Origin of the sequence: Pseudomonas sp. MWU12-2319 (assembly GCF_023242525.1) — a bacterium.
GTDB classification, from domain to species: Bacteria; Pseudomonadota; Gammaproteobacteria; order Pseudomonadales; family Pseudomonadaceae; genus Aquipseudomonas; species Aquipseudomonas gingeri_D.
Window position 1 is genome coordinate 136,846 of record NZ_JALJES010000016.1, and the last position, 25,178, is coordinate 162,023.

At 59.1% G+C, this 25,178-nt stretch carries 25 protein-coding genes; 12 read left to right on the forward strand and 13 right to left on the reverse strand.

Features of this window, described 5'->3' with window-relative positions:
• Positions 1–17: 17 nt before the first annotated feature.
• From M5C01_RS24335 to M5C01_RS24370, 8 genes are all read left to right on the forward strand, one after another.
• Entirely contained in the window at positions 18–920 is a 903-nt protein-coding gene (locus M5C01_RS24335) for a LysR family transcriptional regulator (RefSeq protein WP_152740979.1), read from the forward strand.
• A gap of 103 nt (positions 921–1,023) precedes the next feature.
• Entirely contained in the window at positions 1,024–1,473 is a 450-nt protein-coding gene (locus tag M5C01_RS24340; protein WP_103497585.1) for a hypothetical protein, read from the forward strand.
• 673 nt (positions 1,474–2,146) lie between these two features.
• A complete protein-coding gene (locus tag M5C01_RS24345) occupies positions 2,147–2,623 on the forward strand; it encodes a formate dehydrogenase subunit gamma (RefSeq protein ID WP_103497584.1) in 477 nt (158 codons plus the stop codon).
• Positions 2,620–4,182, forward strand: coding sequence for a formate dehydrogenase beta subunit (locus M5C01_RS24350; protein ID WP_178129947.1), 1,563 nt, complete (start codon positions 2,620–2,622; stop codon positions 4,180–4,182). Before M5C01_RS24345 ends, M5C01_RS24350 begins: the two co-directional genes overlap by 4 nt.
• Positions 4,179–7,067: a formate dehydrogenase subunit alpha gene (gene fdhF, locus M5C01_RS24355; protein ID WP_152740980.1), complete on the forward strand. Its 2,889-nt coding sequence runs from the start codon at positions 4,179–4,181 to the stop codon at positions 7,065–7,067. Before M5C01_RS24350 ends, fdhF begins: the two co-directional genes overlap by 4 nt.
• Positions 7,064–7,285, forward strand: coding sequence for a formate dehydrogenase subunit delta (locus tag M5C01_RS24360; protein ID WP_152740981.1), 222 nt, complete (start codon positions 7,064–7,066; stop codon positions 7,283–7,285). Before fdhF ends, M5C01_RS24360 begins: the two co-directional genes overlap by 4 nt.
• A gap of 189 nt (positions 7,286–7,474) precedes the next feature.
• Entirely contained in the window at positions 7,475–7,771 is a 297-nt protein-coding gene (locus M5C01_RS24365) for a type II toxin-antitoxin system MqsR family toxin (RefSeq protein ID WP_152740982.1), read from the forward strand.
• 2 nt (positions 7,772–7,773) lie between these two features.
• Positions 7,774–8,175 carry a type II toxin-antitoxin system MqsA family antitoxin gene (locus tag M5C01_RS24370; protein ID WP_103497579.1) on the forward strand — a complete coding sequence of 134 codons (402 nt, stop codon included), beginning with the start codon at positions 7,774–7,776 and terminating at the stop codon, positions 8,173–8,175.
• A 185-nt stretch (positions 8,176–8,360) separates the two neighbouring features.
• Here M5C01_RS24370 and M5C01_RS24375 read toward each other — a convergent pair whose 3' ends face one another.
• The 5 genes from M5C01_RS24375 to M5C01_RS24395 form a co-directional block, all read right to left on the reverse strand.
• Positions 8,361–9,131: an ATP-binding cassette domain-containing protein gene (locus M5C01_RS24375; protein ID WP_152740983.1), complete on the reverse strand. Its 771-nt coding sequence runs from the start codon at positions 9,129–9,131 to the stop codon at positions 8,361–8,363.
• 20 nt (positions 9,132–9,151) lie between these two features.
• Positions 9,152–9,865 (reverse strand): ABC transporter permease, encoded by a 714-nt coding sequence (locus M5C01_RS24380; protein ID WP_152740984.1) that lies wholly within the window; start codon positions 9,863–9,865, stop codon positions 9,152–9,154.
• Positions 9,862–10,551: a histidine ABC transporter permease HisQ gene (gene hisQ, locus M5C01_RS24385; RefSeq protein WP_152740985.1), complete on the reverse strand. Its 690-nt coding sequence runs from the start codon at positions 10,549–10,551 to the stop codon at positions 9,862–9,864. Before hisQ ends, M5C01_RS24380 begins: the two co-directional genes overlap by 4 nt.
• 90 nt (positions 10,552–10,641) lie before the next feature.
• Complete coding sequence (locus M5C01_RS24390; RefSeq protein WP_152740986.1) at positions 10,642–11,430, reverse strand: ABC transporter substrate-binding protein; 789 nt, start codon at positions 11,428–11,430, stop codon at positions 10,642–10,644.
• Positions 11,431–11,495: 65 nt separating this feature from the next.
• On the reverse strand, positions 11,496–12,665 hold the full coding sequence (locus M5C01_RS24395) for a M20 aminoacylase family protein (protein ID WP_152740987.1): 1,170 nt from the start codon (positions 12,663–12,665) through the stop codon (positions 11,496–11,498).
• An 86-nt stretch (positions 12,666–12,751) separates the two neighbouring features.
• Here M5C01_RS24395 and M5C01_RS24400 point away from each other — a divergent pair, with 86 nt between their 5' ends.
• The gene (locus M5C01_RS24400; RefSeq protein WP_178129948.1) at positions 12,752–13,741 is read left to right on the forward strand and encodes a LysR substrate-binding domain-containing protein; all 990 of its coding nucleotides are present in this window, start codon (positions 12,752–12,754) and stop codon (positions 13,739–13,741) included.
• Between the two features lie 129 nt (positions 13,742–13,870).
• Positions 13,871–14,125 (forward strand): transcriptional regulator, encoded by a 255-nt coding sequence (locus M5C01_RS24405; RefSeq protein ID WP_152740988.1) that lies wholly within the window; start codon positions 13,871–13,873, stop codon positions 14,123–14,125.
• A gap of 221 nt (positions 14,126–14,346) precedes the next feature.
• On the opposite strand, the gene M5C01_RS24410 is transcribed toward M5C01_RS24405, so the two are convergent.
• Positions 14,347–14,625 carry a DUF3077 domain-containing protein gene (locus tag M5C01_RS24410; protein WP_152740989.1) on the reverse strand — a complete coding sequence of 93 codons (279 nt, stop codon included), beginning with the start codon at positions 14,623–14,625 and terminating at the stop codon, positions 14,347–14,349.
• Positions 14,626–14,917: 292 nt separating this feature from the next.
• Between M5C01_RS24410 and M5C01_RS24415 the strand changes: the two genes are divergently transcribed.
• Both M5C01_RS24415 and M5C01_RS24420 read left to right on the forward strand, forming a co-directional pair.
• Complete coding sequence (locus tag M5C01_RS24415) at positions 14,918–15,982, forward strand: hypothetical protein (protein WP_103494600.1); 1,065 nt, start codon at positions 14,918–14,920, stop codon at positions 15,980–15,982.
• A gap of 134 nt (positions 15,983–16,116) precedes the next feature.
• A complete protein-coding gene (locus M5C01_RS24420) occupies positions 16,117–16,989 on the forward strand; it encodes a DUF4087 domain-containing protein (RefSeq protein ID WP_152740990.1) in 873 nt (290 codons plus the stop codon).
• A gap of 54 nt (positions 16,990–17,043) precedes the next feature.
• Here the strand turns inward: M5C01_RS24420 and M5C01_RS24425 are convergent, their stop codons facing one another.
• The 7 genes from M5C01_RS24425 to M5C01_RS24455 all read right to left on the reverse strand — a co-directional run bounded on the left by M5C01_RS24425 (position 17,044) and on the right by M5C01_RS24455 (position 25,026).
• Positions 17,044–17,691, reverse strand: coding sequence for a VOC family protein (locus M5C01_RS24425; protein ID WP_178129949.1), 648 nt, complete (start codon positions 17,689–17,691; stop codon positions 17,044–17,046).
• 37 nt (positions 17,692–17,728) lie between these two features.
• The gene (locus M5C01_RS24430; RefSeq protein ID WP_247263161.1) at positions 17,729–18,256 is read right to left on the reverse strand and encodes a sterol desaturase family protein; all 528 of its coding nucleotides are present in this window, start codon (positions 18,254–18,256) and stop codon (positions 17,729–17,731) included.
• Between the two features lie 1,030 nt (positions 18,257–19,286).
• On the reverse strand, positions 19,287–19,730 hold the full coding sequence (locus M5C01_RS24435; protein ID WP_100941372.1) for a TM2 domain-containing protein: 444 nt from the start codon (positions 19,728–19,730) through the stop codon (positions 19,287–19,289).
• Positions 19,731–20,191: 461 nt separating this feature from the next.
• A complete protein-coding gene (locus M5C01_RS24440; RefSeq protein ID WP_103494596.1) occupies positions 20,192–20,944 on the reverse strand; it encodes an outer membrane beta-barrel protein in 753 nt (250 codons plus the stop codon).
• A 235-nt stretch (positions 20,945–21,179) separates the two neighbouring features.
• Positions 21,180–22,049 carry a Kdo hydroxylase family protein gene (locus tag M5C01_RS24445; RefSeq protein WP_152740991.1) on the reverse strand — a complete coding sequence of 290 codons (870 nt, stop codon included), beginning with the start codon at positions 22,047–22,049 and terminating at the stop codon, positions 21,180–21,182.
• A gap of 207 nt (positions 22,050–22,256) precedes the next feature.
• Positions 22,257–23,045, reverse strand: a complete 789-nt coding sequence (locus M5C01_RS24450; RefSeq protein WP_152740992.1) for a DeoR/GlpR family DNA-binding transcription regulator — start codon at positions 23,043–23,045, stop codon at positions 22,257–22,259.
• A gap of 94 nt (positions 23,046–23,139) precedes the next feature.
• Positions 23,140–25,026 (reverse strand): methyl-accepting chemotaxis protein, encoded by a 1,887-nt coding sequence (locus M5C01_RS24455; protein ID WP_152740993.1) that lies wholly within the window; start codon positions 25,024–25,026, stop codon positions 23,140–23,142.
• Positions 25,027–25,178 lie beyond the last annotated feature (152 nt).

The following is a 25,178-nucleotide window of genomic DNA, read 5'->3' on the forward strand; positions in this document are numbered from 1 at the left end:
ATGAATGAGAGGCCTAGATGGATCGACTACTGCTGATGACCTGCTTTGTTCGCGCTGTTGAGACAGGAAGCTTCTCGGCTGCGGGGCGTGACCTGGGGCTGGGGCAGCCTAACGTCAGCCGCTATGTGGCGGCGCTGGAAGATCATTTGCAAACCAGGCTGCTTCACCGATCCACACGAAAGCTTGCCCTCACTCCCGAGGGAGCACGCTATTACGCAGATGCCCGGCGCATTCTCGATGCCGTGGAAGAATCGGAGTCGTCCTTCAGGGAGAACGTCGCCCCGTCCGGATTGTTGCGAGTCGCCTGCCCGACCGCGCTAGCCCATGCATTCGTGGTGCCGCATGTATCCACATTTCTGGAGCGCTATCCAGAGTTGACGCTCGACCTGCAGATCAATGATCGCTATGTGAATCTGGTCGACGAAGGGGCTGAACTGGCGATCCGCATCGGACATCTGGAAGACAGCGCAATGCGTGCCCGGCCGCTAGGCTGGTTCGAGCGTGTATGCGTTGCCAGCAAGGGATACCTGGCCAAACGCGGAATCCCCACGACGCCCAATGATCTGAGAACGCACGATTGCCTGATCTACACCCTGCTGTCGACAGGCACCACATGGCGCTTTCGGGATATCGATGTTCCCGTTTCTGGCAGGCTTCGGGTCAACTCGCCTGAGGCCATACGAAAGTGTGTAAACGAGGGACTGGGGATCGCACAGGGGCCCGAATGGCTTTACGAGGAAGGGCTGAAAAATGGCAATCTGCGGGTGTTGCTTAGGGACTACGCAGCTCCGGCTGTCCCCGTGCAAGTCATTTACGTTGCCGACCGGCTTCTCCCCAAAAGGGCCATTGTATTCATGGATTTCATCGCCGGGGTGTTCGCAAAAAACTCTGCATTTAACGATCAACCCAGACCATCATAATTGCAGTAGTCAGCTTGGTGTGCTCATGACGCCCGACTAATCATGAAAATTCGCCAGGTGCCGGTTCGGCAGATGGGGATCTAATGTATAAGTGGAAAGGCTTATGACCATTTATCCGCTATTAGCTGTTTTTAGTATATTTTTCATGCTCTTTGGTATTGGCTTGTCAACCTATGTCGTCAATACAAAATTGGATCTGGTCGAGCCCTACTTCAATAATAATGCAATGATAATCGGTGATCGCCGCTGGTGGGGCGGAAGCTCGTTCAAAGATCGCTCGATGAGACAAGGGGTGATCAGCATGATGATCATATTCCCCAAGATGTTTATCTGGCGTGGGCTCTTGACCCAACAAGAGGTCGATGCCATTCCGCCGAAACTCAAGCGATGGATCAAAGCCCCATTGTATTTTGAGATCCCTTTTTTTCTTGCCGCTATCGCATTCTGTATAGGGGAACAATTCCAGCGAGCGTTAAACCATGCAAAGCGTGTATATACTCGCTACCCAACTACACCGACGCTCAACCCGAGTCGCTCTATAATCACTCTATAATTCACCATAATCTGCCCCACCCCTTCTAAACCGGGCACTATAATAGGTCTATAATTGCTCTATAATTCTCTATAAACCGGTCCTGAGCAGGAGCGTGCCAATGTCCGAACTTGATTTCTTGAGAACGAAGACCTGAAGCAAGCACCCATTGTGTGACCGCATTAATCAAGATATGTCAGTGCAAGGCAATCTCTTGGTGCTTCTGGAAACCTTCGGTCACACCCAAATATTGCGAGCGGAAAAAGGTCTCAGTAAAATGAGTTTCCACGTCGATGGTCTCTGTGAGATATGCAAGCTGGCTTTATGCCAGACTTGCGGAAAAAACCGCCCTACTAAGGCGGTTTTTTTTCGCCTCCACTTTCTGGAAAAAGAGGCACCCCGCCCCCTCGTGGACAACACCTCGGTCAGCACTCATCTAGACTCAACAGGCGGTCGCAAAAAGAACCGCGTACGTCGCTTTGGTGCAGGCGAATCATAGGCCGCGTGGCAAGCTGCCTTTTATGCCCTGAAGAGGTGCGGCAAAGACCGCATCGGGCCCAACAAGATGCCCGCCCAGGGTGCCTGGCCAACGGCCTGAAATGCCACGATACCGTGACGTGGCGTGAGTGCCGCAGCCGACACTTTCGGACAACCGACAACCGCCTGGTTTGTCCGTGACCGTGAGGAATGCCGTATGCCTGATGAGATGTTGCACCTGCCTATGGTCAACAACGTGCTGGAGCGCCACAAGGGCTCCCCCGGCGCACTGTTGCCCATCCTTCATGAGATTCAGGCGGGCATCGGCTACATCCCCGATGCCGCCGTCCCCGAGATTGCCCACGCCCTCAACCTGAGCCAGGCCGAGGTACGCGGGGTGATCAGCTTCTACCACGACTTCCGCACCGCGCCCCCGGCCCGGCATATCCTGCGTCTTTGCCGTGCCGAGTCCTGCCAGAGCCGCGGCGCCGAGCAGCTCGCCGCGCAGTTGCGCGAACGCCTGCAACTGGACGACCACGGCAGCAGTGCCGACGGCAACATCAGCCTGCGCCCAGTCTATTGCCTCGGCGCCTGCGCCTGCTCGCCGGCCCTCGAACTGGACGGCCAGGTGCATGCGCGGCTCAGCGCCGAGCGCCTGGATGCCCTGCTCGATACCTGCCGGGAGGACGCATGATGCCGATCCTCTATCTCCCCGCCGATTCCCTTGCCCGTGCCGTGGGTGCCGATGAGGTCGCCGTGGCCCTGGCCACCCAGGCCCGCGAACGCAATCTGCCGCTGGACCTGCAACGCACCAGCTCCCGTGGCCTGTACTGGCTGGAGCCGCTGCTGGAAATCGACAGCCCGCAAGGCCGAATCGGCTTCGGCCCGCTGACGGTTGCCGATGTGCCATCCCTGCTCGATGCGCTGCAAGGCGATCCATCCGCCCATCCCCTGGCCCTGGGCCCGGTGGAACAGTTGCCTTATCTGAAGACACAACAACGCCTGCTGTTCGCCCGCGCCGGGATTACCCGGCCGCTATCTCTCGAGGACTACCAAGCCCACGGCGGCTTCGAGGGCCTGACCCAGGCCATCGCCCTGGGCGGCGAGCAGACCGCCAGCGCCGTGTTCGACTCAGGCCTGCGTGGCCGTGGCGGCGCGGCCTTCCCCGCCGGGATCAAATGGCGCACGGTGCGCAGCGCCCAGGCGGCGCAGAAATACATTGTCTGCAACGCCGACGAAGGCGACTCCGGCACCTTCGCCGACCGCATGTTGATGGAAGGCGACCCCTTCCTGCTGATCGAAGGCATGGCCATCGCCGGTATCAGCGTCGGCGCCAGCTACGGCTACATCTATGTGCGCTCGGAATATCCACAGGCCGTGGCCACACTGCGCGACGCACTGGATATCGCCCGCGCCGCTGGTTACCTCGGATCTAATGTCAGCGGCAGCGGCCTGGCCTTTGATATGGAAGTGCGCGTCGGTGCCGGCGCCTATATCTGCGGCGAGGAAACCGCGCTGCTGGACTCCCTCGAAGGCAAGCGCGGGATCGTCCGCGCCAAGCCGCCGATTCCCGCCCTGAAGGGTCTGTTCGGCCTGCCGACCCTGGTGCACAACGTGCTGACCCTGGCCTCGGTGCCGCTGATCCTGGCCAAGGGCGCGCAGTTCTATCGCGATTACGGCATGGGCCGCTCCCTGGGCACCATGCCCTTCCAACTAGCCGGCAATATTCGTCACGGCGGCCTGGTGGAACGGGCATTTGGCCTGACCTTGCGGGAACTGGTGGAAGACTACGGCGGAGGTACTGCCAGCGGTCGGCCACTGAAGGCCGCCCAGGTCGGTGGCCCCCTCGGCGCTTGGGTGCCACCCAGCCAATTCGACACGCCCCTGGATTACGAAGCCTTCGCCGCCATCGGCGCCATGCTCGGTCACGGTGGCGTGGTAGTGGCTGATGACAGCCTGGACATGGCCCGCATGGCGCGCTTCGCCCTGCAGTTCTGCGCCGAGGAATCCTGCGGTAAATGCACCCCTTGCCGCATCGGCTCGACCCGTGGCGTGGAAGTCATTGACCGCCTGCTCGCCGCACCGGACCAGAACGGTCGTGATACCCAGGCGCTCATCCTCAAGGACCTGTGCGACACCCTGCAATACGGTTCGCTCTGCGCACTGGGCGGCATGACTTCCTATCCGGTGGCCAGCGCCCTCAAGTACTTCCCCGCCGACTTCGGTCTGCAATCCTCGGAGGCCGAGCAATGATCACTCTCTTCGACCCGAATACCGATATCGACCTCGGCACCCCGGCCCGCGACAGCCAGGTGCAGGTCACCCTGAATATCGACGGCCGCAGCATCAGCGTGCCCGAAGGCACCTCGGTGATGCGTGCCGCCGCGCTGCTGGGCACCACCATTCCCAAGCTGTGTGCCACCGACAGCCTGGAAGCCTTCGGCTCCTGCCGCATGTGCCTGGTGGAAATCGACGGCATGCGCGGCTACCCGGCGTCCTGTACCACGCCGGTCAGCGAAGGCATGAGCGTGCACACCCAGACACCGAAGCTCGCCAGCCTGCGCCGCAACGTCATGGAGCTGTACATCTCCGATCACCCGCTGGACTGCCTGACCTGCTCGGCCAACGGCAACTGCGAACTGCAGACCGTCGCCGGCCAGGTCGGCCTGCGGGAGGTGCGCTACGGCTATGAAGGTGAAAACCACCTGGCCGACCAGAAAGACACCTCCAACCCCTACTTCGACTACGACCCGAGCAAGTGCATCGTCTGCAACCGCTGCGTGCGCGCCTGCGAAGAAACCCAGGGCACCTTTGCCCTGACCATTACCGGACGCGGGTTCGAATCCCGGGTCTCAGCCGCCGGTGGCGATAATTTCCTCGACTCGGAATGCGTGTCCTGCGGCGCCTGTGTGCAGGCCTGCCCCACCGCGACCCTGATGGAAAAAAGCGTGGTCGAACTGGGCCAGCCCGAACGCGCCGTGATCACCACCTGTGCCTATTGCGGCGTGGGTTGCTCGTTCCGCGCCGAGATGAAAGGCGACAAGCTGGTGCGTATGGTTCCCGACAAGAACGGCCACGCCAACCACGGCCACTCCTGCGTCAAGGGACGTTTTGCCTGGGGCTACGCCAGCCACCCGGATCGCATCACCAAGCCGATGATCCGCAAGCACATCAACGATCCCTGGCAGGAAGTCAGCTGGGATGAAGCAGTAACTTATGCCGCCAGCGAATTCCGCCGGCTGCAGCAGAAATACGGCCGCGACTCCATCGGCGGCATCACCTCCAGCCGCTGCACCAACGAAGAAACCTACCTGGTGCAAAAACTGGTGCGCGCCGCCTTCGGCAACAACAACGTCGACACCTGTGCGCGGGTCTGCCACTCGCCGACCGGCTATGGCCTGAAACAAACCCTGGGCGAATCCGCCGGGACCCAGAGTTTCGACTCGGTGATGCAGGCCGATGTGATCCTGGTGATGGGCGCCAACCCCAGCGATGCCCACCCGGTGTTTGCCTCCCAACTTAAACGCCGCCTGCGTGAAGGCGCGCGGCTGATCGTTATCGACCCACGGCGCATCGACCTGGTGGACGCCGTGCATGGTCGCGCCGACCTGCACCTGGCCCTGCGCCCGGGCACCAACGTTGCCATGCTCAATGCCCTGGCCCACGTCATCGTCACCGAAGGGCTGCTCGACCAGGCCTTTATCGACGCCCGCTGCGAGGGCAACGATTTCGCCCGCTGGAGCGAATTCGTCAGCCGCGCGGAAAACTCGCCGGAAGTCCTTGGCCCGATCTGCGGCGTCGCCGCTGCCGATATCCGTGCCGCCGCCCGCCTGTATGCCGGCGGCAACAACGCGGCGATCTACTACGGCCTGGGCGTCACCGAACACAGCCAGGGCAGCACCGCGGTGATGGGTATCGCCAACCTGGCCATGGCCACCGGCAATATCGGTCGCGAAGGCGTGGGCGTGAACCCGCTGCGGGGTCAGAACAACGTGCAGGGCTCCTGCGACATGGGCTCCTTTCCCCACGAGCTGCCCGGTTACCGGCATATCTCCAACGAGGTGGTGCGGGCGCAGTTCGAACAGGCCTGGAACGTCAGCCTGCAACCCGACCCGGGCCTGCGTATTCCCAATATGTTCGAGGCGGCCCTGGGCGGCAGCTTCAAGGGCCTGTACTGCCAGGGCGAAGATATCGCCCAGAGCGATCCCAATACCCAGCACGTCACCGCGGCCCTGTCGGCCATGGAATGCATCGTGGTGCAGGATATTTTCCTCAACGAAACCGCCAAGTTCGCCCACGTGTTCCTGCCGGGCAGTTCGTTCCTGGAAAAAGACGGCACCTTCACCAACGCCGAGCGGCGTATCTCGCGGGTACGCAAGGTCATGGAACCGCTGGGCGGCAAGGCCGACTGGGAAGGCACGGTGGCCCTGGCCAACGCCCTGGGTTACCCCATGCACTATAAGCACCCTTCGGAAATCATGGATGAAATCGCCAGCCTGACGCCGACCTTCACCAGCGTCAGCTACGCCGCGCTGGATAGCCACGGCAGCCTGCAATGGCCGTGCAACGCCGAGGCACCGGACGGCACGCCGACCATGCACATCGAGGAATTCGTGCGCGGCAAGGGGCGTTTCATGCTTACCGGCTACATCCCTACCGAGGAAAAGGTCAACAATCGCTATCCCCTCCTGCTGACCACCGGGCGCATCCTCAGCCAGTACAACGTCGGCGCCCAGACCCGGCGCACCGAGAACGTCGCCTGGCACGACGAAGACCGTCTGGAAATCCACCCGAGCGATGCCGAGAGCCGTGGCATCAACGAAGGCGACTGGGTCGGCATCGGCAGCCGCGCCGGACAGACCGTACTGCGCGCGCGGGTCACCGAACGGGTCGCCCCGGGCGTGGTGTACACCACCTTCCACTTCCCTGAATCGGGGGCCAACGTCATCACCACCGACAACTCCGACTGGGCCACCAACTGTCCGGAGTACAAGGTCACCGCCGTCGAAGTCAGCCGTGTCTACCACCCTTCCGAGTGGCAGAAACGCTATCAGGAGTTCAGCGACGAACAACAACGCCTGCTTGATGAGCGCCGCCATGAACACAGCGCCGGAGCCAAAGCCGAGGTGCGCCGATGAGTACTGAAAACCTGATCAAGATGGCCAACCAGATCGCCCAGTACTTCGCTACCGAACCGGACCAGCAACAGGCCGTGCTCGGCGTGCGTAATCATCTGCAGATGTTCTGGACGCCGGGCATGCGCAAGGAGTTACTGGCCTGGCAGACAGAACATCAGGGGGCGGACATGCATCCGCTGGCGCAGGCGGCGGTCAGTGGCGCGGGGTGGGAGGCTTAGGTCCACACAATCGCTTGGGGTTGCCCCCTGGTCGGTGACGACAGACCAAGGGGGCATTTCAACGCCTTTCAAATCTTGAAATACACCTCCAAAGCCCCCTCCATCACTACGGAGTAAGCTGGTTTCCAATACAGCCGAAACGCCCACCAAATTGCCAAATAAAAACCTAATAGGTTAGTATCTAATCTCATGGAAAAACGCATCCCGCATTGCAAGCTATCCATCGTCAAAGCCTTGGTCGAAGCGGGACAAGTACGCACCACCCACACCGCACGAGCGGGCGCGAATGAGTTGGGGCTAGAGCTGTCAGATATGCTGGCGGTCGTGACGGCGCTGACAGCAACGGACTTCTACAAGAGCATGACGACCCATGCCGATCACATGATCTGGCAAGACGTGTACCGCCCCAGCACGCAGGTGGGCGACGTGTATTTAAAGCTGACGGTTATCGATGACGTGCTGATCGTGTCCTTCAAGGAGTTATGAACATGAAATGTCCTGTTTGCGGCGCGGCGGAGCTGATCCACGATACACGTGACCTGCCCCATACCTACAAGGGCGAAACCACCACGATCACTGCGGTGACAGGCGACTTCTGTCCGGCGTGCGCCGAATCGATCCTGGATATGACCGAATCAGATCGCGTCATGCGTGAAATGCGTGCTTTCTCGAAACAGGTCAACGCAGCCATTGTCGACCCTGGATTTATTGCCAGCGTACGCAAGAAACTCTCTCTTGATCAACGAGAGGCGGCTGAGATCTTTGGCGGGGGAATCAATGCTTTCTCTCGATATGAGAATGGTAAAACCAGACCCTCGTTGGCGTTGGTGAAACTGCTCAAGGTGCTGGACCGTCATCCTGAACTGCTGAATGAAGTCAGAATGGCCTGAGGTCCTGGGGCTCGCACTCCAGCTATACACCTTGTGTTCGTTTGAAAAAAGACCTTGAGTTTCAAGGTCTTTTTTCGACGGTTGGAAAACAAAAAACACTGTATTGCTATAAATTCCGAGTTTGCTCGCGATGAACGATGACGTACGAAACCTACCAATACTCCCCCTGATTGCTCAACCCGGCATCACGACTTAAGACTCCCCGCCAGAAACTGCTTCAACCGCTCACTACGAGGCTGCTCAAAGACCCGGTCCGGGTCTCCCTGCTCCTCTATCCTGCCCTGATGCAGAAAAACCACATGGTTCGACACCTGCCTGGCAAATGCCATTTCATGGGTGACTACCACCATCGTCCGGCCTTCCTCCGCCAACTGCTGCATGACCTTGAGCACCTCGCCCACCAATTCAGGGTCCAGGGCCGAAGTCGGTTCATCGAACAGCATCACCTGGGGCTCCATGGTCAGCGCACGGGCGATGGCGACACGCTGTTGTTGGCCACCGGACAGATGGGCCGGATACTGGCTTTCGACCTTTTCCGCCAGGCCGACCTTCGCCAGGTAATGACGCGCCCGCTCCAGGGCCTCCTTGCGAGCGAGACCCAGCACACTCATCGGACACTCGATAAGGTTCTCCAGCACCGTCATATGGCTCCACAGATTGAAGTGCTGAAACACCATCGACAACTGGCTGCGCATCCGCTGCAACTGCCGGGGATTGGCCGCACACAAGTCGCCCCCCGAGTTCTTGCGTGTGAGCAGTTCCTCGGCATTGACAGTGATGCGCCCCGCCGACGGCTGTTCGAGCAGGTTGATACAGCGCAGGAAAGTACTTTTTCCAGAACCCGAGGAGCCAATGATGCTGATCACATCACCCGCTTTGGCCTTGAGCGAGACCCCCTTGAGAACTTCATGGCTGCCATAGTTTTTATGCACATCTTCAACGATCAATTTATACATTCGAGCCAATCCGCTTGGGGTCAGTGCGTCCGGGGTTTGAGGTAGGCCAGCCAATGCAGCTCGCCACGTCGAAACAGCCAGATCAGGAAAAACGCGCTACCGGCATACAGAACCCCGGCAATGCCAAAGGCCGTGAAAGAGGCGTAGGTCGCCGAATTCACATCCCGGGCAATCTTCAACAAATCGGGCACCGTGGCGGTGAACGCCACCGAGGTGGAATGCAGCATCAGAATCACTTCATTGCTGAACAGCGGCAGGGCCTGGCGCAACGCCGAGGGCAGGACGATTCGCCGATACAGCGTGAAGCGATTCATCCCGAAGGCGCGTGCGGCCTCGACTTCACCGTGGGGAACGGCCCTGATGGCACCGGCGAAGATTTCGGTCATGTAGGCACAGGTATTGAGCCCGAACGCCAACACCGTGCAGTTGAAGCCGTCACGGAAAAACGCGTTGAGCAAATCCTGGGACCTGATCACCTGCAAGCTGTACACCCCGGTGTAGAAGAACAGCAGTTGGATATACAACGGCGTGCCGCGAAACACGTAGGTGTAACCCCAGACCGGCAGGCGCAGCAGCGGATTGCGGCTGACCCGGGCAAGCGATAACGGCACCGCCAACAAGAAGCCAATCAGCACTGCCAGAATGAGCAACCACAAGGTCACCGCCAACCCGGAAAAATACGGCCCGTCGCGCCACAGGTAAGCCTGCCAGTAGTCGCCGAGAATACCGGTCATAGAGCCGCCTTCCTGACACCGACCGAGTAGCGGCGCTCAAGCCACATCAATACCCCGTTGGACACGGTGGTAATGGCGAGGTAGACCAGACCGCCAACCAGGGTGAAGTAGAAGAACTGCAGCGAACCCTTGCCCGCATCCTGCGTGGCCTTGACCACATCGGTCAGGCCGATGATCGAGACCAGCGCCGTGGACTTGATCAACACCTGCCAGTTGTTGCCGATGCCCGGCAGCGCATGACGCAGCATTTGCGGGAACAGCACCTTGCGAAAGGTGTTCCAGCGGCTCATGCCATAAGCCCGCGCCGCTTCGAGCTGACCAGCCGGAACGGCCTGGAATGCGCTGCGAAACGTCTCGGTAAAGTAGGCCCCGTAAATGAACGCCAAGGTGACGACACCGGCCAGGAATGGGTCGATATCAACCTGGCCGACGCCCAGCCAATCGGTCATCCGGTTGAGCAACATTTGCAGGCTGAAGAACAGCAACAGCATGATCACCAGATCCGGCATGCTGCGAATCACCGTTGTATAACCGGTGGCCAGTGCTCGCAGTAAACGATTGGAGGACAACTTCGAACTGGCGCCGAGCAGCCCTGCCAGAACGGCGATCGAGAGCGACCAGAGCGCCAGTTTGAGGGTGACCAGGGTACCCAGCAAAATCTGCGGGCCAAAGCCTTCCAGGAGCATTTCACTCTCCTTGTTTTTATTAGAGTGAGGTGAAGGGGATGCTGTAACGGAGCGGTCCGCACGACCGCTCCATTCAAGGTAGCGAGGGGCTTATTTCGCGCCGTAGACGTCGAAATCGAAGTACTTTTTATTGATCCGCGCGTAAGTGCCATTGGCCAGAATCGTCGCCAGGGCCTTGTTCAAGTCTTCGCGCAACTCGACATCGTTCTTGCGCAGGCCGATGCCATCGCCAACGCCGAAAAAGGCCGGGGCATCCAGGGTCGCGCCGGCAAACTCATAGTCCTTGCCCGCCGCCGTGCCGAGGAAGCCGTAACTGGCTTGAATGGCGCCCTGCAGCGAGGCATCGAGTCGGCCCACCACCAGGTCGGCGTAGACCTGGTCCTGATTCTGGTACGACAGAACGTCCACACCCTTCGTCCCCCAGACGGCTTTGGCAAAGGCCTCCTGGGTCGAGCCCTGCTCCACGCCAATGCGCCTGCCCTTGAGTGACTCGAGGGTCGGCAGCAGCCCCGATCCGCGCCTCACCACCAGCCGCGCCGGCGCATTGGAGACCTTGTCGGTAAAGGCGATCTGCTCCTGGCGCTTGGGCGTCACGGTCATCGACGACGCCACCGCGTCGAACTTGCGCGCCAGCAGCGCCGGGATCATCCCGTCCCAGCTGCTTTCCACCCAGACACAGTGGGCTTTCAGCTCGGCGCAGAGTGCTTCGGCGATATCGACGCCAAAGCCGGTCAGGGAACCGTCCTTGTTCTTGTATTCCAACGGTGGGTAAGTGGGGTCGACACCCAACTTCAAGGTTTTGCCGGACCAGTCGGCCGCGCCGGCCAGGCTGGAGGCCGTCAGGAAAACCAGGGATACAGCCGCAATCATCTTGTTCATTGTTATTTTCCTCTTCAGACCAGAGACGATGTTTCGTACAGACTGACGCGCGAAAAGACGGCGTCTCAACTCAGGAAACGCTCGACCAACTTGACCCAGTAGCTCGCCCCAATCGGCAGGCAGGCGTCATTGAAGTCGTAGCCGGGGTTGTGCAGCTGGCAGCCGCGCTCGCCCTCACCGTTGCCAATCACCAGATAACTGCCGGGGCACTTTTCCAGGATGAAGGCGAAGTCCTCACTTGCGGTGAAGGGGCGCAGGTCGTCGATCAGTTGCTCTTCGCCCAACCAGTCCAGGGCAACCTCGCGGGCGAACGCGGTTTGCTCGGGATGGTTGATCAATACCGGATGACAATGCTGGTAGTCGATCTCGGCGCGGGCACCGAAACTGGCAGCCTGACCCTGGACCAGCTCGGTAATCCTGACTTCGAGCAAGTGGCGGATCTCAGGCGTCAGCGCCCGCACGCTCAGGCTCATCCGGGCGCTGGACGGGATGACATTCGACGCACTACCGGCATGCAGGGAGCCCACCGTGATAATCGCCATTTCCTGTGGATTGACGTTACGCGAGACGATGCTTTGTAGCGCCATCACAATGGACGAGCTGACCACCACCGGATCGACCGCCTTGTGCGGCACGGCGCCATGGCCGCCACTGCCGATAATGGTGATCGTCACCGTGTCGGCCGACGCCATGAACGGTCCGCTATAGAAGCCCAGGTGCCCGACGGGATAACCCGGCACGTTATGCATGGCAAAGATCGCGTCACACGGAAAACGTTCGAGCAGGCCCTCCTCCAGCATTTTCCGCGCACCGCCCAGCCCTTCTTCGGCGGGTTGGAAAATCACTTGCAGGGTGCCGTTGAACGCCCGAGTGTGGGCCAAGTGCCTGGCGGCGGCCAACAAGGTTGCCGTATGACCGTCGTGGCCACAGGCATGCATGACACCGTCGATCCGGCTGGCATAGGGCAGGCCGCTGGTTTCCTGAATCGGCAGTGCATCCATGTCGGCACGCAAACCGATGGAGCGGCCTTCGCCGTTTTTCAGGGTACCGACGACACCGGTCTTGCCAACGCCCGTGCTGACTTGAAAGCCCAACTGGGTCAAACATTGGGCAACACGCTCGCTGGTGGCGAACTCTTCAAAACCCAGCTCGGGATGCGCGTGAATGCTGTGACGCAACGCGATCATTTCATCCTGTATCGCTGCAATACCAGGCAGGACATGGCCGGCATCCATTGTTGTACCCCTTCGACAAGATCTGAGCAGTTGATGGGGGTGGATCTTAGGGAAGGGACTCTGGGCTGGGGAGACGCAGTTTGGTTATGATGACAACCATGAGTTGTCACCAGGGTGAGCGGATGAAGCTGCATCAATTACAGGCGCTGATTGCCAGTGCTGAAACCGGCAGTATCCGGGCGGCGGCGCGTTCGCTGGAGATTTCCCAGGCTGCGGTGACCAAAGCGCTACGCGAGCTTGAAACCAGCCAGCAGCTACCGCTGTTCACTCGAACACCCAGCGGCCTGAGCTTCACCGAATACGGCAAGGTTTTGCTGACTCACGCCCGATTGGTGATCAAACAGTTGGAACACGCGCAAACCGAACTCGATCACTTGCGTGGCAAGGCTCAGGGGCGACTGTGTGTCGGGGTCACGCCCTGGATTGCGCTGACTTTCTTGCCCGAAGTGGTGGTGGCCTTTCGTGAGCAAATGCCGGAGATTCGCCTGGAGTTGTTCGAAAGCCTGATGGCGGTGGCCCAGCCGCTGTTGCGCGATGGCAGCATGGATTTTGCGATTGGCCAGTTGCACCCGACGCAATCGGCCCAGGAGTTTGCCAGCGAAATTTTGCTGGATTACCAGACGTCGGTGCTGGTCCGTCAGGGCCATGCCCTACAGGGCGCGCGATCGATTCACGAACTGCTGGAACAGGACTGGACGCTGAACTATGCGCCGGACGGGCACGATGGGCTGATGCAGGAGTTGTTCTGGCAGCATGGCGCGCAGATCGATGAAAAGCGCATCGTCCGTGCTCATTCGCTGGCTATTTTGCAGATGATGGTCGAGCGGGCGGATATGTGCACCTGGGGGCCATCGATTGTGAGTATGGCGCCGCCCTTTCTTGGTCGATTGGTTTCCCTGGGGCTGAAGGAACAGTTCGAACCGAGGCAGTTGAGCATCGTGACACGGCGCAATGGCGCGCTGAGCAAACCGGCACAGTGCTTCACGGATTGCCTGTTGCAGGTCATCCGGCGTCATGCTCGCTCGGCGAAAAAGGAAGATCGGCAGCTTTTTGAAACCTTACGGCTGAGACTGTGAGCCCCAACCCGTATTACTGTTTAAGGCAGACGGATCGCTCGTCCGGCCATTCAGCTAACGGTTGAAATGTATGCCTCCATGGGCATACAGCCACATCACTTGTATACCTCTGCCGATGAGAACCTAATTATGGATTCCCCCTTGCTGTCATTTCGTGTCGACGAGGTGTTGGTCGAACAACTCGATCAGTTGTCAGCAGCAACGGACCATGATCGCCAGGACCATCTTAGCCGCGCCTTAATCCGTTATCTTGAGCCCGAGTCACGGCACCTCAATGCAATTGCCGAGGGTATCGCCGACGCTGAGGCCGGTAACCTGACAGATCTGCAAACCATCAAGGCCAAGTGGGCGAACCGTGCCAACGGCCGGATGCAAGAGAATTAGCTCTATCCAAACTCCCGTTCAGAGCCCCTTACCGCGTGATTCATGGAGAAAATCCAGATCTTGTGCATCCTTCACCAACGCACGTAGCACGTAGAAGATTGGTGATTGCGGCTATTGCCGAATACACACCTGTGGGAGCCGAGCTTGCTCGCGAAGAACGATAACGCGGTGAGTCTGCCAACACTCACCGCCAGTCTGGACCTCAACCGGACGTCACCCGCCTACACTGACGCCCCGCGCAACATCCCCTGCGTCAGATCATCGATGACCGCCTTACCCATCTCGCCCAGGTAATGCGATGCCCAGGCATAGCGTTCGCCGTCGGTTTCCAATGCTGCATCGAGGGAAAGTGCTTTGGCGCAATAGAGCAGAAGGGACGCGTGCTCCATGGCTTCCAGCATGGGAACGCCGGGGTTTACGCGGAACAGTTCACGGCCTTGGGAGCCGCATTGGGAAAAGGTGATGACGCCCAGGGTTTTGTTTGAGGGTGGATTGGTCATTGGGCACCTCCGGCGAATGCGTGGGTGCCGAGGGTTAGGATGATTTAAAAAGGGATCGGTAACCCGGCGAATGAAGGCGCTCGCTTGAGATCTACGTCGTATGGGCCGACGCTTTCGCGGGCAAGCCCGGCTCCTACAGGGTTTGGGTGTACCGAATGATTTGTGGAGCTATTCCGAATGCCTGGTTCGTGAAACAAGGATAAACCGCATGCTCTCTCCCGGACTGGACCAGATAGTGGCACTTCAGTAGCATCGCCGCCTTTCTTCCATATCCGTCAGCCAGGGATGACTAATGCCGGTTCTGTCACTGTTTCCATCACGCTTGTTAACCACCACAACCCTGCTGCTATCGGCGCTACTCGGAGGTTGCAGCGTCAACGGCACTTACCCGGACGCCACGGACCCAGACGCCGCCAAGCTGCGTTTCATCGCCAATACGCAAAACGCCACGCTCGATTACTTCGATGCCGAGCATTGCGACGGGCAAACCACCGGTATTCTCAACAACCTGCTTCTTGGCGATACCAAGCGACGTGCCGACATGAGTATCGCGCCGCCGGAAAACGCCAGGGGCTATCTGGAAATCAAACTCAAGCCCGAACACGAAACCCTTCTGCGGATCCATACCCAGAACGGTTATTCGGTTTGTGGCAACAGCATCAATCTCAAGCCTGAACGCAATGCCGAATACGAGCTGACCTTCGATTCCGGGAAGGGGCAGTGCAGCAGCCAGTTACAACGGGTCCGCAAGATCAATGGCAAGGAGCAGCGCAGTCCCGTCCTGGTCTTTGAAAAAGGCCTCCCGGCCTGTGTCGGGCGCAACGTGATGTTCCCGAAACCACCGGAACCATTGCCGGACACTCCCCATCGCCTGGAACTGATAGGCCGGATTATCGACAACAGCCTTATTCCAGCCATGAAACCCGACCCGGCTGAAATCGCCAAGAGCGCGGTCTCCGCGGAAAAAATCGACGGTTTGATCGCCGAGCGCAAGGCCAAGCTGGGTTTCACCCTGCCGGACGACTATTGGACCTTGTATCGCCAGAATCTCCAGGCCTTCGATGCAGAAGCTGCCCAGCGCAAAGAGCGGACCTTGCAGCTTTACAAGGACGAGTACCTTCTGCGCCTGCGTCGGTTGAAGGATGAGGACCTGGAACAACGGGCGCAGCCCGAAGACAAGTCAGCCAAATCGACCAACGTGGCCGCGCTCGAAGAATACAAGTCGATGACTCTCTACTATTTCGGCGCCAGCAAACGGGTCATGCTGGAAACCATCGACCATCATCTGGAGCGGATGGCGCAGATGGATGCGCATTACGGCGTCTGCGAGCGTTACGCCGATTGCTGGAGACGCTGAAACCCGAGGCCTCGCGGCAGGGCTCACACGCGCACTGCGGCGAGAAAAACCCAGCATTCGCTATCATCACCTATGCTTTCAGCGACCACTCCAGTGCACTACCACCACGTGATGAACACAGACAAGGACGCTCCATGCCCCGCCTCTCCCTCGGCCAGCTCTCCCTACTCACTCTCGTGTTCACCTGCGTGATCCTGCCGGCCCAAGCCGCCGACAAGGTCGAACGCCGCTGCGGCTGGTTCGAAAACCCGACCGCGGCGAACGCCACCCTCACCGACCGTGATGGCACCTGGGAAATCGCCACCCAGGGTGGCTACCAGGCCGAAGGCGACTGGCCACAGTTCAGCGATGCGCAATGGGTGCGTACCAACGGGCATTACGGCTACGGCTGTGGCTGCATGACCGCCAGCGCCGATCCCCAGACCCACCGCTTGAACCACCTCACCAATGCCGTCGCCCGCCCACTGGCAGCCTGCCGCAACGATGCGACCTTGCACGAGCCGGCCAATCCGCTGGCGCCACGACCACCCGATGTGCCGGCCTCGGCCAAAAACATGAAGCCCTACCAAGCCACCGGCTTCAGCTTCAACTACCCGAAGGGTTGGAAGGTCAGCAAGAACAAGGAGTGCCTGAACCTCAATCAGCCAAAGACTCAGACCAACGAGGAATACACCCTCAACCTGTGCGTCCAGCACGGCACGCTGCAACAGGCCGCCGACAGCATGATCTTTTCCCAGGAAGACGGCGTCTGGATGCGTAGCGCCGGCATGGACTCGCCCAGCCCCGTCGACATTATCGAAGGCCCCGGATGGAAAGGCATGCAGACGACCCAGACCTGTGGTGTTGGTGACCAAGAGACCGGCTTTCATGCCGCCGGAGGCACTTGCCTGATGGCCATCGTCTACAACGCCAAGACGCAGTTGCTGTTCGACACCGTGGGCTACTACCAGGACTTCGACACGATTGGCGCAATCATTCGGTCGGTCCGGTTTGACGAGAAGCAGTAGAAAGCACGCGCCCCATAAGTGATGTCCGGTGACCACAGCAGATCCGAGTGCGAATCACGCACCCGAAATCGGCAATGTTTTTAAACCCCCGGGTGTTTGAATATGAGCGACCAGATACGGAGTTGAAGTTCCTTCGAGCCCGTGAAGATAAACCGGCCCCGAAAAGTTCATGGCAGCCAGAATCGCCCTGACTTTTTCTGGATCAGTATGAAAGACATCCAAAGCCACTAGAGAACAGCCTTTGTCTTGCAGCGTACTCGCGGGATGAGTCTTCTGTTCCCATTGAATCAGGGTAGGAGCTGCCCCTCCCAAAGGAAGGCTGCCGTCCGCGGGTATCGTTATCTGCCAAGACAACGTTCCTCTGCTCATGAGCTCAACATCTCCGACGATGTCGTGGCAGGAAACGCCGACAGCATGGATATCATCGGTTCGCGCAACCCATGTCGCCAGGCGTGCCGGTGAGTCAGGTGCAAGTTGGTCAAGACCGAACCAGCGAGGCCGACTGGGGCGCTCAGCAGATGGATCAACGGCAATCACTTCCAGATAGAGCTCGGGGCCAAGGCGAAGCAGCCGGTTGTGGGTGCCCATGCGTGGATGGGCACCGCCCGGTTGAAGGTCGACGCCCAGAATGCCAGTGACGAACGCGCAGCCGCTATCGAGGTTCGGCGCCACGATAGCCAGGTGATCGACAGTGCTTTTCACGCGATCAGCTCCTTCAAGAGATTTTTACGCCCCGGCTTCATTCAGCCTCACTCGCACTATCGCCCCGCCAAACTGAAGGACGCCCTTCCTCTTCGCGCTCAGTCACGTCACGGGACTCACGCAATTGCCTCTTCAGCGTGCGCAACGACGGCGCATACAGAAAGCCGAACGACACACTGTTCTTGCGCCCCTTCACCGCGTGATGCAACAGGTGCGCCTGATACAGGCGCTTCAAATAGGGATGACGCGGCCGCGGCCGAAATGGCCAGTAGCGGTGGACAACGCCGTCATGCACCACGACATAGATGATTCCAAACGTCGCCACTCCGGCGCCGATCCACTGCAGCGGGTCGTATCCGCTATTGCCCAGCACGATCAGGGTGATGGCCACCGCCGCCAATACCAGCAGGTAGATGTCGTTGGTCTCGAAGGCGCCCAGGTGCTCCTCATGATGGGAACGGTGCAGAAACCAGCCCCAACCGTGCATGACGTACTTGTGCGCCAGGTAGCCGACCCCTTCCATGGCCATCAGGGTGCAGAGAAACAGGGCAACGTGGGTGATCATGGAACGCCGTGAGCTCGCAGGTACGTCGGGAAAGGTGGCTAGGAATATTTGAGCCGTGCCCAAGCATACCTCGGTGGGCAGGTAAATCGAATGCGATGAGTGATTCAGCATCCGTTTTTTCGAGGGGCACAGGTTATGGCGAGGAAGGAGACGACCCAACAACCGCCCAGAGACATTAATTAAAACCCGCCCCGACCGAAGCCGAGGCAGGCCACTTCAATAACCCTTACCGCTGATTATCGTAGTGATCCCGTAGAAACTCATACAGGTGATAAACCCGTAACAAGTTGACTACGAGGCTCCAGGTACGCCGAAGAATCTTGGACATACATTGACCCCCAAAGTGGGCCAACCCTCCAGCATACTTACCGGAACACGTATGCCTTCGAGAACTACGTTGTTAGTCTCAGTGAGGTGGCCAGGCCGATGGCCCCCTGAGCCAATCCGGCACGGGGTACTAAACCGTGTCAGGAGGTCCCAAATGCGCGCGCTGGCTTGACCACTTCAAAAAGTCTTTTAACGAAAGAGCCAAAAAATCATACCTCAGCTCGAATATGGAACTGAAAGCAAAAAGTGTTACTTATCCGAAAAACCTCAATCAAAAAATTTCAGGCATTCAACTCACCTCAACACTCAGAAATATGATGAACCACTCCCAGGCTTGCGTGATAAACATGACTTCAGTAGAGTAAAGGTTCGTTGTTAGTCTCAGTGAGATGAGCAAGCTAGCTTCACATCAGGCTTGCGGAAAAAACCACCCTACTAAGGTGGTTTTTTTTCGCCTCGATTTATCCGGCAGCGGCCACATCGCCGCTCGCTTACCCTCAAAACCAGGGCATGCCCGAAGGCGCCGCGTCAACCCAACGGCTATCGCTAGCAAGCGTGTTCTCAGGAAATATCGAGAAGGTAAGGCAAGCAGCTATACAGACAGGACATTCGTCAGTCGAACAGGAGCACCCAACGTGCCCCTGCCCACCGGCGCCAACGCCGACAACCGACCCGGACTCACTCAAGCCCAGGGATCAGTGACTCAGAACCAGCCGCGTTTACCAACCACATAAGTCTGCTCGAAGTCGTCTTCGGACTTGAGCAGGTAAATGATGAACTCAACAAAGGCGACAATACTGATCACGATCGACGGGATACCCAGCAGCAGCCAGCCGAACAGGAACACCAGCAGCATGATCACGCCCTGGACGTTGTAACCCAGGTAGAACTTGTGCACGCCAAAGGCACCGAGAAAGAACGCCAGCAGGGCCGCCGGGATCTTCTTGGAGTTGCCGCTCGCCGCAGCGCCGTCGGCGAAGATGGCTTCGGCAAACGCACCATTGCTGGCGAAGTCGACGCGCGCGCCGGCCTTGGGCAGTACCGCGGCTTTCCACTCGACCACGTCGAAGGTGTAACGGTTGCCGTCATCACCGGAAATAATGCCGTTACGGGTGTTGGTGTCGTAACTCAGGATCTTGCCTTTCATTTACAGCTCCTTGGGAAGAACGGGACAGGGGGGTGCAGGGTAGTGTTCAGGGGATTAAAGGCAGGGAAATCACTTTTCCCGGACAACCCGAACCTGCGCGAACGCTCCATCGACAATCGCCGAGCAGCGCTCGTCGACATCAATCAATACGGTCGGGTGGTTTTTCAGGTTTGAGTAGTTGGACCGACAGGCCATCGCTCGTCCTTGAAAAGTGGCTACCGGACAAGGCTGAAATCGATCAGCATGTCGTCGGCAGTTTCACTGCGTATTCCTTAACCGCTATGAAGGCCTGAGTCGCTGGCGCGTGGAGAGGGCCAGTAGCAGAGGGCTTTGGGGAGGAAAGCTACTATTTCGCTAGCGCGGCGTCTAGAGGGGACAGGAAGGAATGGGACATTGCGGGTAAAAGTGCGGCAACCGCCGGAATAAAAAGCGCGGGAGCCATGGCTCCCGCGCTTCATGCATCAGAACGCGATACCGACCTTGGCACCGTACTCGTCAATCTTGAGTTTGGTGTTGTCCGCCAAGTCGGAATCACCATCCAGTTTGAACTCGGTGTGGGTGTAATAAACGCCCGCGACAATCGGCAACGAACTTTGCTGGTTGAACAGGAAGTTCACTTCGGCATAAGGGTTGGTATGGTCCTTCAGGTCCACCGTATCGGAGCCTTCGCCAGCGACCCTGATCTGCCCCTCGCTACCAATACTGCGGCGCACGCCCGCTTCGATGCGCATCGTCGCGGCATCGAACTGATGGTTGTAGCCCAGCGCGGCCTTGGCAAACGGCGAACGGCCGGTGAGCTTGATGTCGTAGTCGGCGGAGTCAGGCTCGTAGCGGGTCCAGCTGTAACCGCCACCCACGATCACATCAAAGAAGTTGTGCGAGTCCAGCGCCGCACGCCAGCCGAGGTCGAGGTCGCCCTGGCCTTCCTTGAGTTTGTTGTCATCATTCTTGCCGTACTTCACTTCAACACCAGCCTGGTAGATCAGGCCGGATTCGGCGGTCATCTTGTTGCCGAAGTTATAGAACAGGCCACCAGTGGGCATATGACTTTTCTCGGACTGACTGCCGCCCTCCAGCTTGAAGTGGCTGTAGCTGCCCAGGACGCCGAATTGGGAAATAGGGTCGGTGGAGGGGGCCGCCATCGCGATCATCGGGGTGGCGATCACTGCCAGGGCCGAGGATTTGATGAACAGGTGAGTCAGACGATTGAACATAAGCACTACTCCATTAGGGTGTAAACGTGAAGAATCCGGTGGTCTATGAACAGGAAAATGATCATTTGGTTCAAAAAACATTGAGCAAATGTTCATATTTCCGTCATTTTTCTAACTCAGGCAAAAAGCGACGCGCACGCTCTACCCTGCGGCATGCCGGGTAGACGCCAATATTCGCGAGGGGTGCACAGCCGAGGACCCAGTCGGCCGCGCACAAGTCAGCCAGTGCGAAGCCTCAAACCAAAGGCCGCCCCATCATCCGTGTCAGGATCGCCAAAGGATTGGACTGAGGGTCGTACTGTTTGTCGGCAGGTATGTGCAGGGTCTGCTCAAGCATGTACTGACCGGACATGACCGCATGGGGCACCTGGTCCGAGAAACACACCCAGACCGAGCCGGCAGCAAATGGCATCGTCACCTGCTCAGCGGTTTCCTGATAGGTCTGATCGCCCTTCATGCCGTCATGCAACTGCAACATCAGGTGGTCATATTCGCTGCGGTATGACTTGGTGATGTGCAACGCCTTCAACAGGCTGGCCTGCCAGGCCGCATAGGGTTTGGCCCGTGGCAGGAACTTGCGGGCGACCGTTTCGAAAGGCTCGCCGACACGCCACACCCGCGGCACACCCTCGGGATTGATGTTGCTGAACACCCGCAGAATCCGCTCGCCATAGTTGGGACGCGAAGGAAAGGCGTCGACATGCAGGCGACGATCATCCGCACGCCAGGACTGGGCACGGGTCTCGACCTGCATCGGACGGTAGCTGGTAGGTGCCAGGCGCAAAGCACCCTGGTAGCGGGGCAGCAGCGAGTACACCAGCGTCTGCGCCTGCTCACGGAAGCGTCCGATCATCTCGGTCAGCGCCTGTTGCACGGCAGCATCGCCTTCGGCGCCCTTGAGGTGATTATTCGCATCCAGGCTGATATTACGAGCCTTGGGCGAGCGAATATCCGGACGGAGCAAGGACTTCTCTTCTTCCCGCAGTTCAAACGACAACCGGGGGAAATAAAGCACCTTGCCCGCTTCCAACGCAGCGATCCAGTCCGCGTTCACTTCAGGCATCCGCCAATCGGCGAAATCGATGCCTATTATCTGAGAATCCATTTCCTCAGGGGGCCTCTTTGTGGAGTAGGCCTGCAATGATGCGGCGAGCCGACCGACCATTGCAATGTTTTGTTACCTCTGATTACAAGATGTCGCTCCCAAGAGGGCTCAGCTAGAGGCCTCAACGACCTACGCGGCGGTTCTGCAGAGCCCGGAAATCCTGACTCAGGCGACAGACGGTGAGCTGTGTCCGGCAACGTCTTTCTCTCAAACCTCCAACTGCACGACCTCGATCCCCAGGCGCCGGTAAGCCTGAATATCCCCCGACGGCACAAAGTGCTCGGTCAGCATCGTCTGCAAGCGCGTACAAGGCGCCACCACAAATGGCTCCACGGCCCCGAGCTTGTCGGCCGTGGTCACCGCGACCACGTGCGAGGCGCTGTCGAGCATGGCCTGTTTCACGGCGACTTCGTCGTAATGCAGGGAGGTAATCCCCATCTCCGGGTGAATCGCGCAGACGCCGGTAAACAGCAGATCGGCCTTGACGCCCCGGATCAGCCGCACCGCCTCGTGTCCACCAGAGGCCATGGTCGCCGGGTTGAGCTTGCCGCCGGCCAGAATCACGGTAATGCCCGGATGCTCGGCCAGGGTCATGGCGATCATCGGCGAACAGGTGACGGCGGTGATCGACAACCCGGACGGCAGCGACTGGGCGATCTGCAAGGTGGTGCTGCCGGAGTCGAACAGCACGATCTGCCCCGATTCGACCCGACGCGCGGCCATTTTCGCCAGTTGGGTTTTCACTTCATTGGGCTCGGCGACCCGGGTGAAGTAGTCCTTGCCGGTGTCCTTGGGACGCGGCAACGCACCGCCATGGACCCGCTGCAACAGCCCGGCCTGGGAGAGCTCGGCCAGGTCGCGACGGATGGTGTCTTCCGACACCGCGAAATGCTGGCCCAACTCCGAGGCCATGACCTTGCCATCCCGTTCGAGCAACAACAGGATCTTTTGCCGCCGCAAGTACGGCAATTCCGAAGCTTGATGGACGTTATGCATGTTTACGCCTGAGTCTGCATGTTTATGCCGACTTATACGAAACTCTCGGGCGAATAGCAACTCAGGGCGAAGGGGCTCTCAGGCAAAGCGCACCTCAAATACGGAAGCCGCTGACCAGTTGCTCCAGCCGGGCGGTCTGCTCCTCCAGGTCGGAACAGGCCAGCAGCGTGGCATTGAGGTTCTCCACCGCATCCTTGTTCAAGGTGTCGATCTGGGTGATGTCCATATTGATCGCCTCGACCACGGCGGTCTGCTCTTCGGTGGCGGCGGCCACCGACTGGTTCATCCCGTCGATCTCGCCGATACGCCGGGTGACCTGCCCCAGATGCTCGCCGGCCTGATTGGCAATGGCCACGCTCTCCGCGCTGTATTGCTGACTCTCGGCCATGGTCCGCACCGCCTGCCGGGAACCGACTTGCAGCTCCTCGATCATCCCGTGGATCTGCTGGGCCGAGGCCTGGGTTCGTCCGGCGAGGTTACGCACCTCATCGGCGACCACCGAGAAACCGCGCCCCGACTCGCCGGCACGGGCTGCTTCAATGGCGGCATTGAGTGCCAACAGATTGGTCTGCTCGGAAATCGCCTGGATCACCTTGAGTATCTGGCCGATGCTCGAAGTGTGGCTATTGAGCTGCTCGATCCGCGCGCTGGAGGAAAGGATCTTGGCCGACAGTTCATTCATCGCCTGGATCGAGCGCTCGACCACCCGCCGAGCCTCATCCGCCGTGTCCCGCGCATCGGAGGCGCCTTGTGAGGCATCCGCGGCATTCACGGCGATCTCCTGGGCCGCGGCACCCAGTTGATTGATGGCCGCCGCGACACTGCTGGTGCGATGGGACTGGTTGTCCGAGTTGCTCATCGAGGCGTTGGAGGCGTTGACCACCCGGCTGGCCACCTGGCTCAAGCGGGCGGTGGTCGAGGCCACTTCGCGGATCGAACCGTGGATACGCTCGACAAAACGGTTGAAGGCCCCGGCCAGGTTGCCGAACTCGTCACGCGACTGGATCGGCAAACGCTGCGTCAGGTCGCCATCGCCCTGGGCAATGTCCTCCAGTGCACGGGTCATATGGTGCAAGGGTTTCATCAACAATCGGATCAACAGGCTGAGCAGGACAAAAGTGATGGCCAGCAGCACGACGGTGGCGATCACCACAGAAAGACGAAACTTGGCCAATGCCGCGTAGGCTTTATCCTTGTCGACGGCCAGGCCCACCGACCATTTCACCGAAGGCAGGCCCTGCACGGGCATGAACGTCAGCAACTGCGTGCTGCCCGCCTGATGCACCTCGGTCAGATCGGCGCCGATCCGCGCCGGCTCCATACCGTAGATATCACGCAGGTTCTTGGTGACCAGGGTCTTGTCGGGGTGCACCAGGATATTGCCGTCGGCACTGACCAGAAAGGCATAACCGATGCCGCCGAAATCCTGGGCATTGATCATCCGGGCCATCTTGTCCAGGCTGATATTGACCCCAAGCACACCCAGAACCTGATCGCCAGACTTGATCGGCGCCGCCTCGCTCATGACCAGATAGTCGCTGCCCACGCCGATATAGGGTTCGGTCAGGATCGGACCGTTTTTCACCGCATCCGAATACCAGGGCCGCTGGCGGGGATCGTAGCCGTCGGGCATGACTCGTTCCGGGAAAATGTCGAAGGCGCCGTCACGCGTTGCCCTGTAGCTGGCGACAAAGGTCGAAGTGAGCGCAGGCTGCTGAAGCAGAGTACGGACCTTTTCCTTCGCGGGGTCGAGCGCGATGACCTGGGCCATGGCGTCCACCAGCAGCAAACGATCGCTCAACCAGGTTTGAATATTCTGGGCCAGGACCTGCCCGGTAGTGTGCAAGTTGTTCTCGATATTCCCACTGATTTCATTGCGCTGTTGATAATCGCCATACAGTGCGAACACCGCAAAGACCACAACAACCACGGTAGAAACGGCGAGCAGGATCTTTTGACTGAACTTCAAGCGCATATTCATGGTTTTGGCTACTGCACAATGGAGGGCTTTTTGTTTGGTTTTATATCAAGGCAGGGCAAAACAATGGGCAGGGCGAAAACCACCCTTAATGGAGAAAGTTTCAGTGTTAGTTAAAAGACTGTCAAACAACAAATATCCGGGGGCTGGCATCA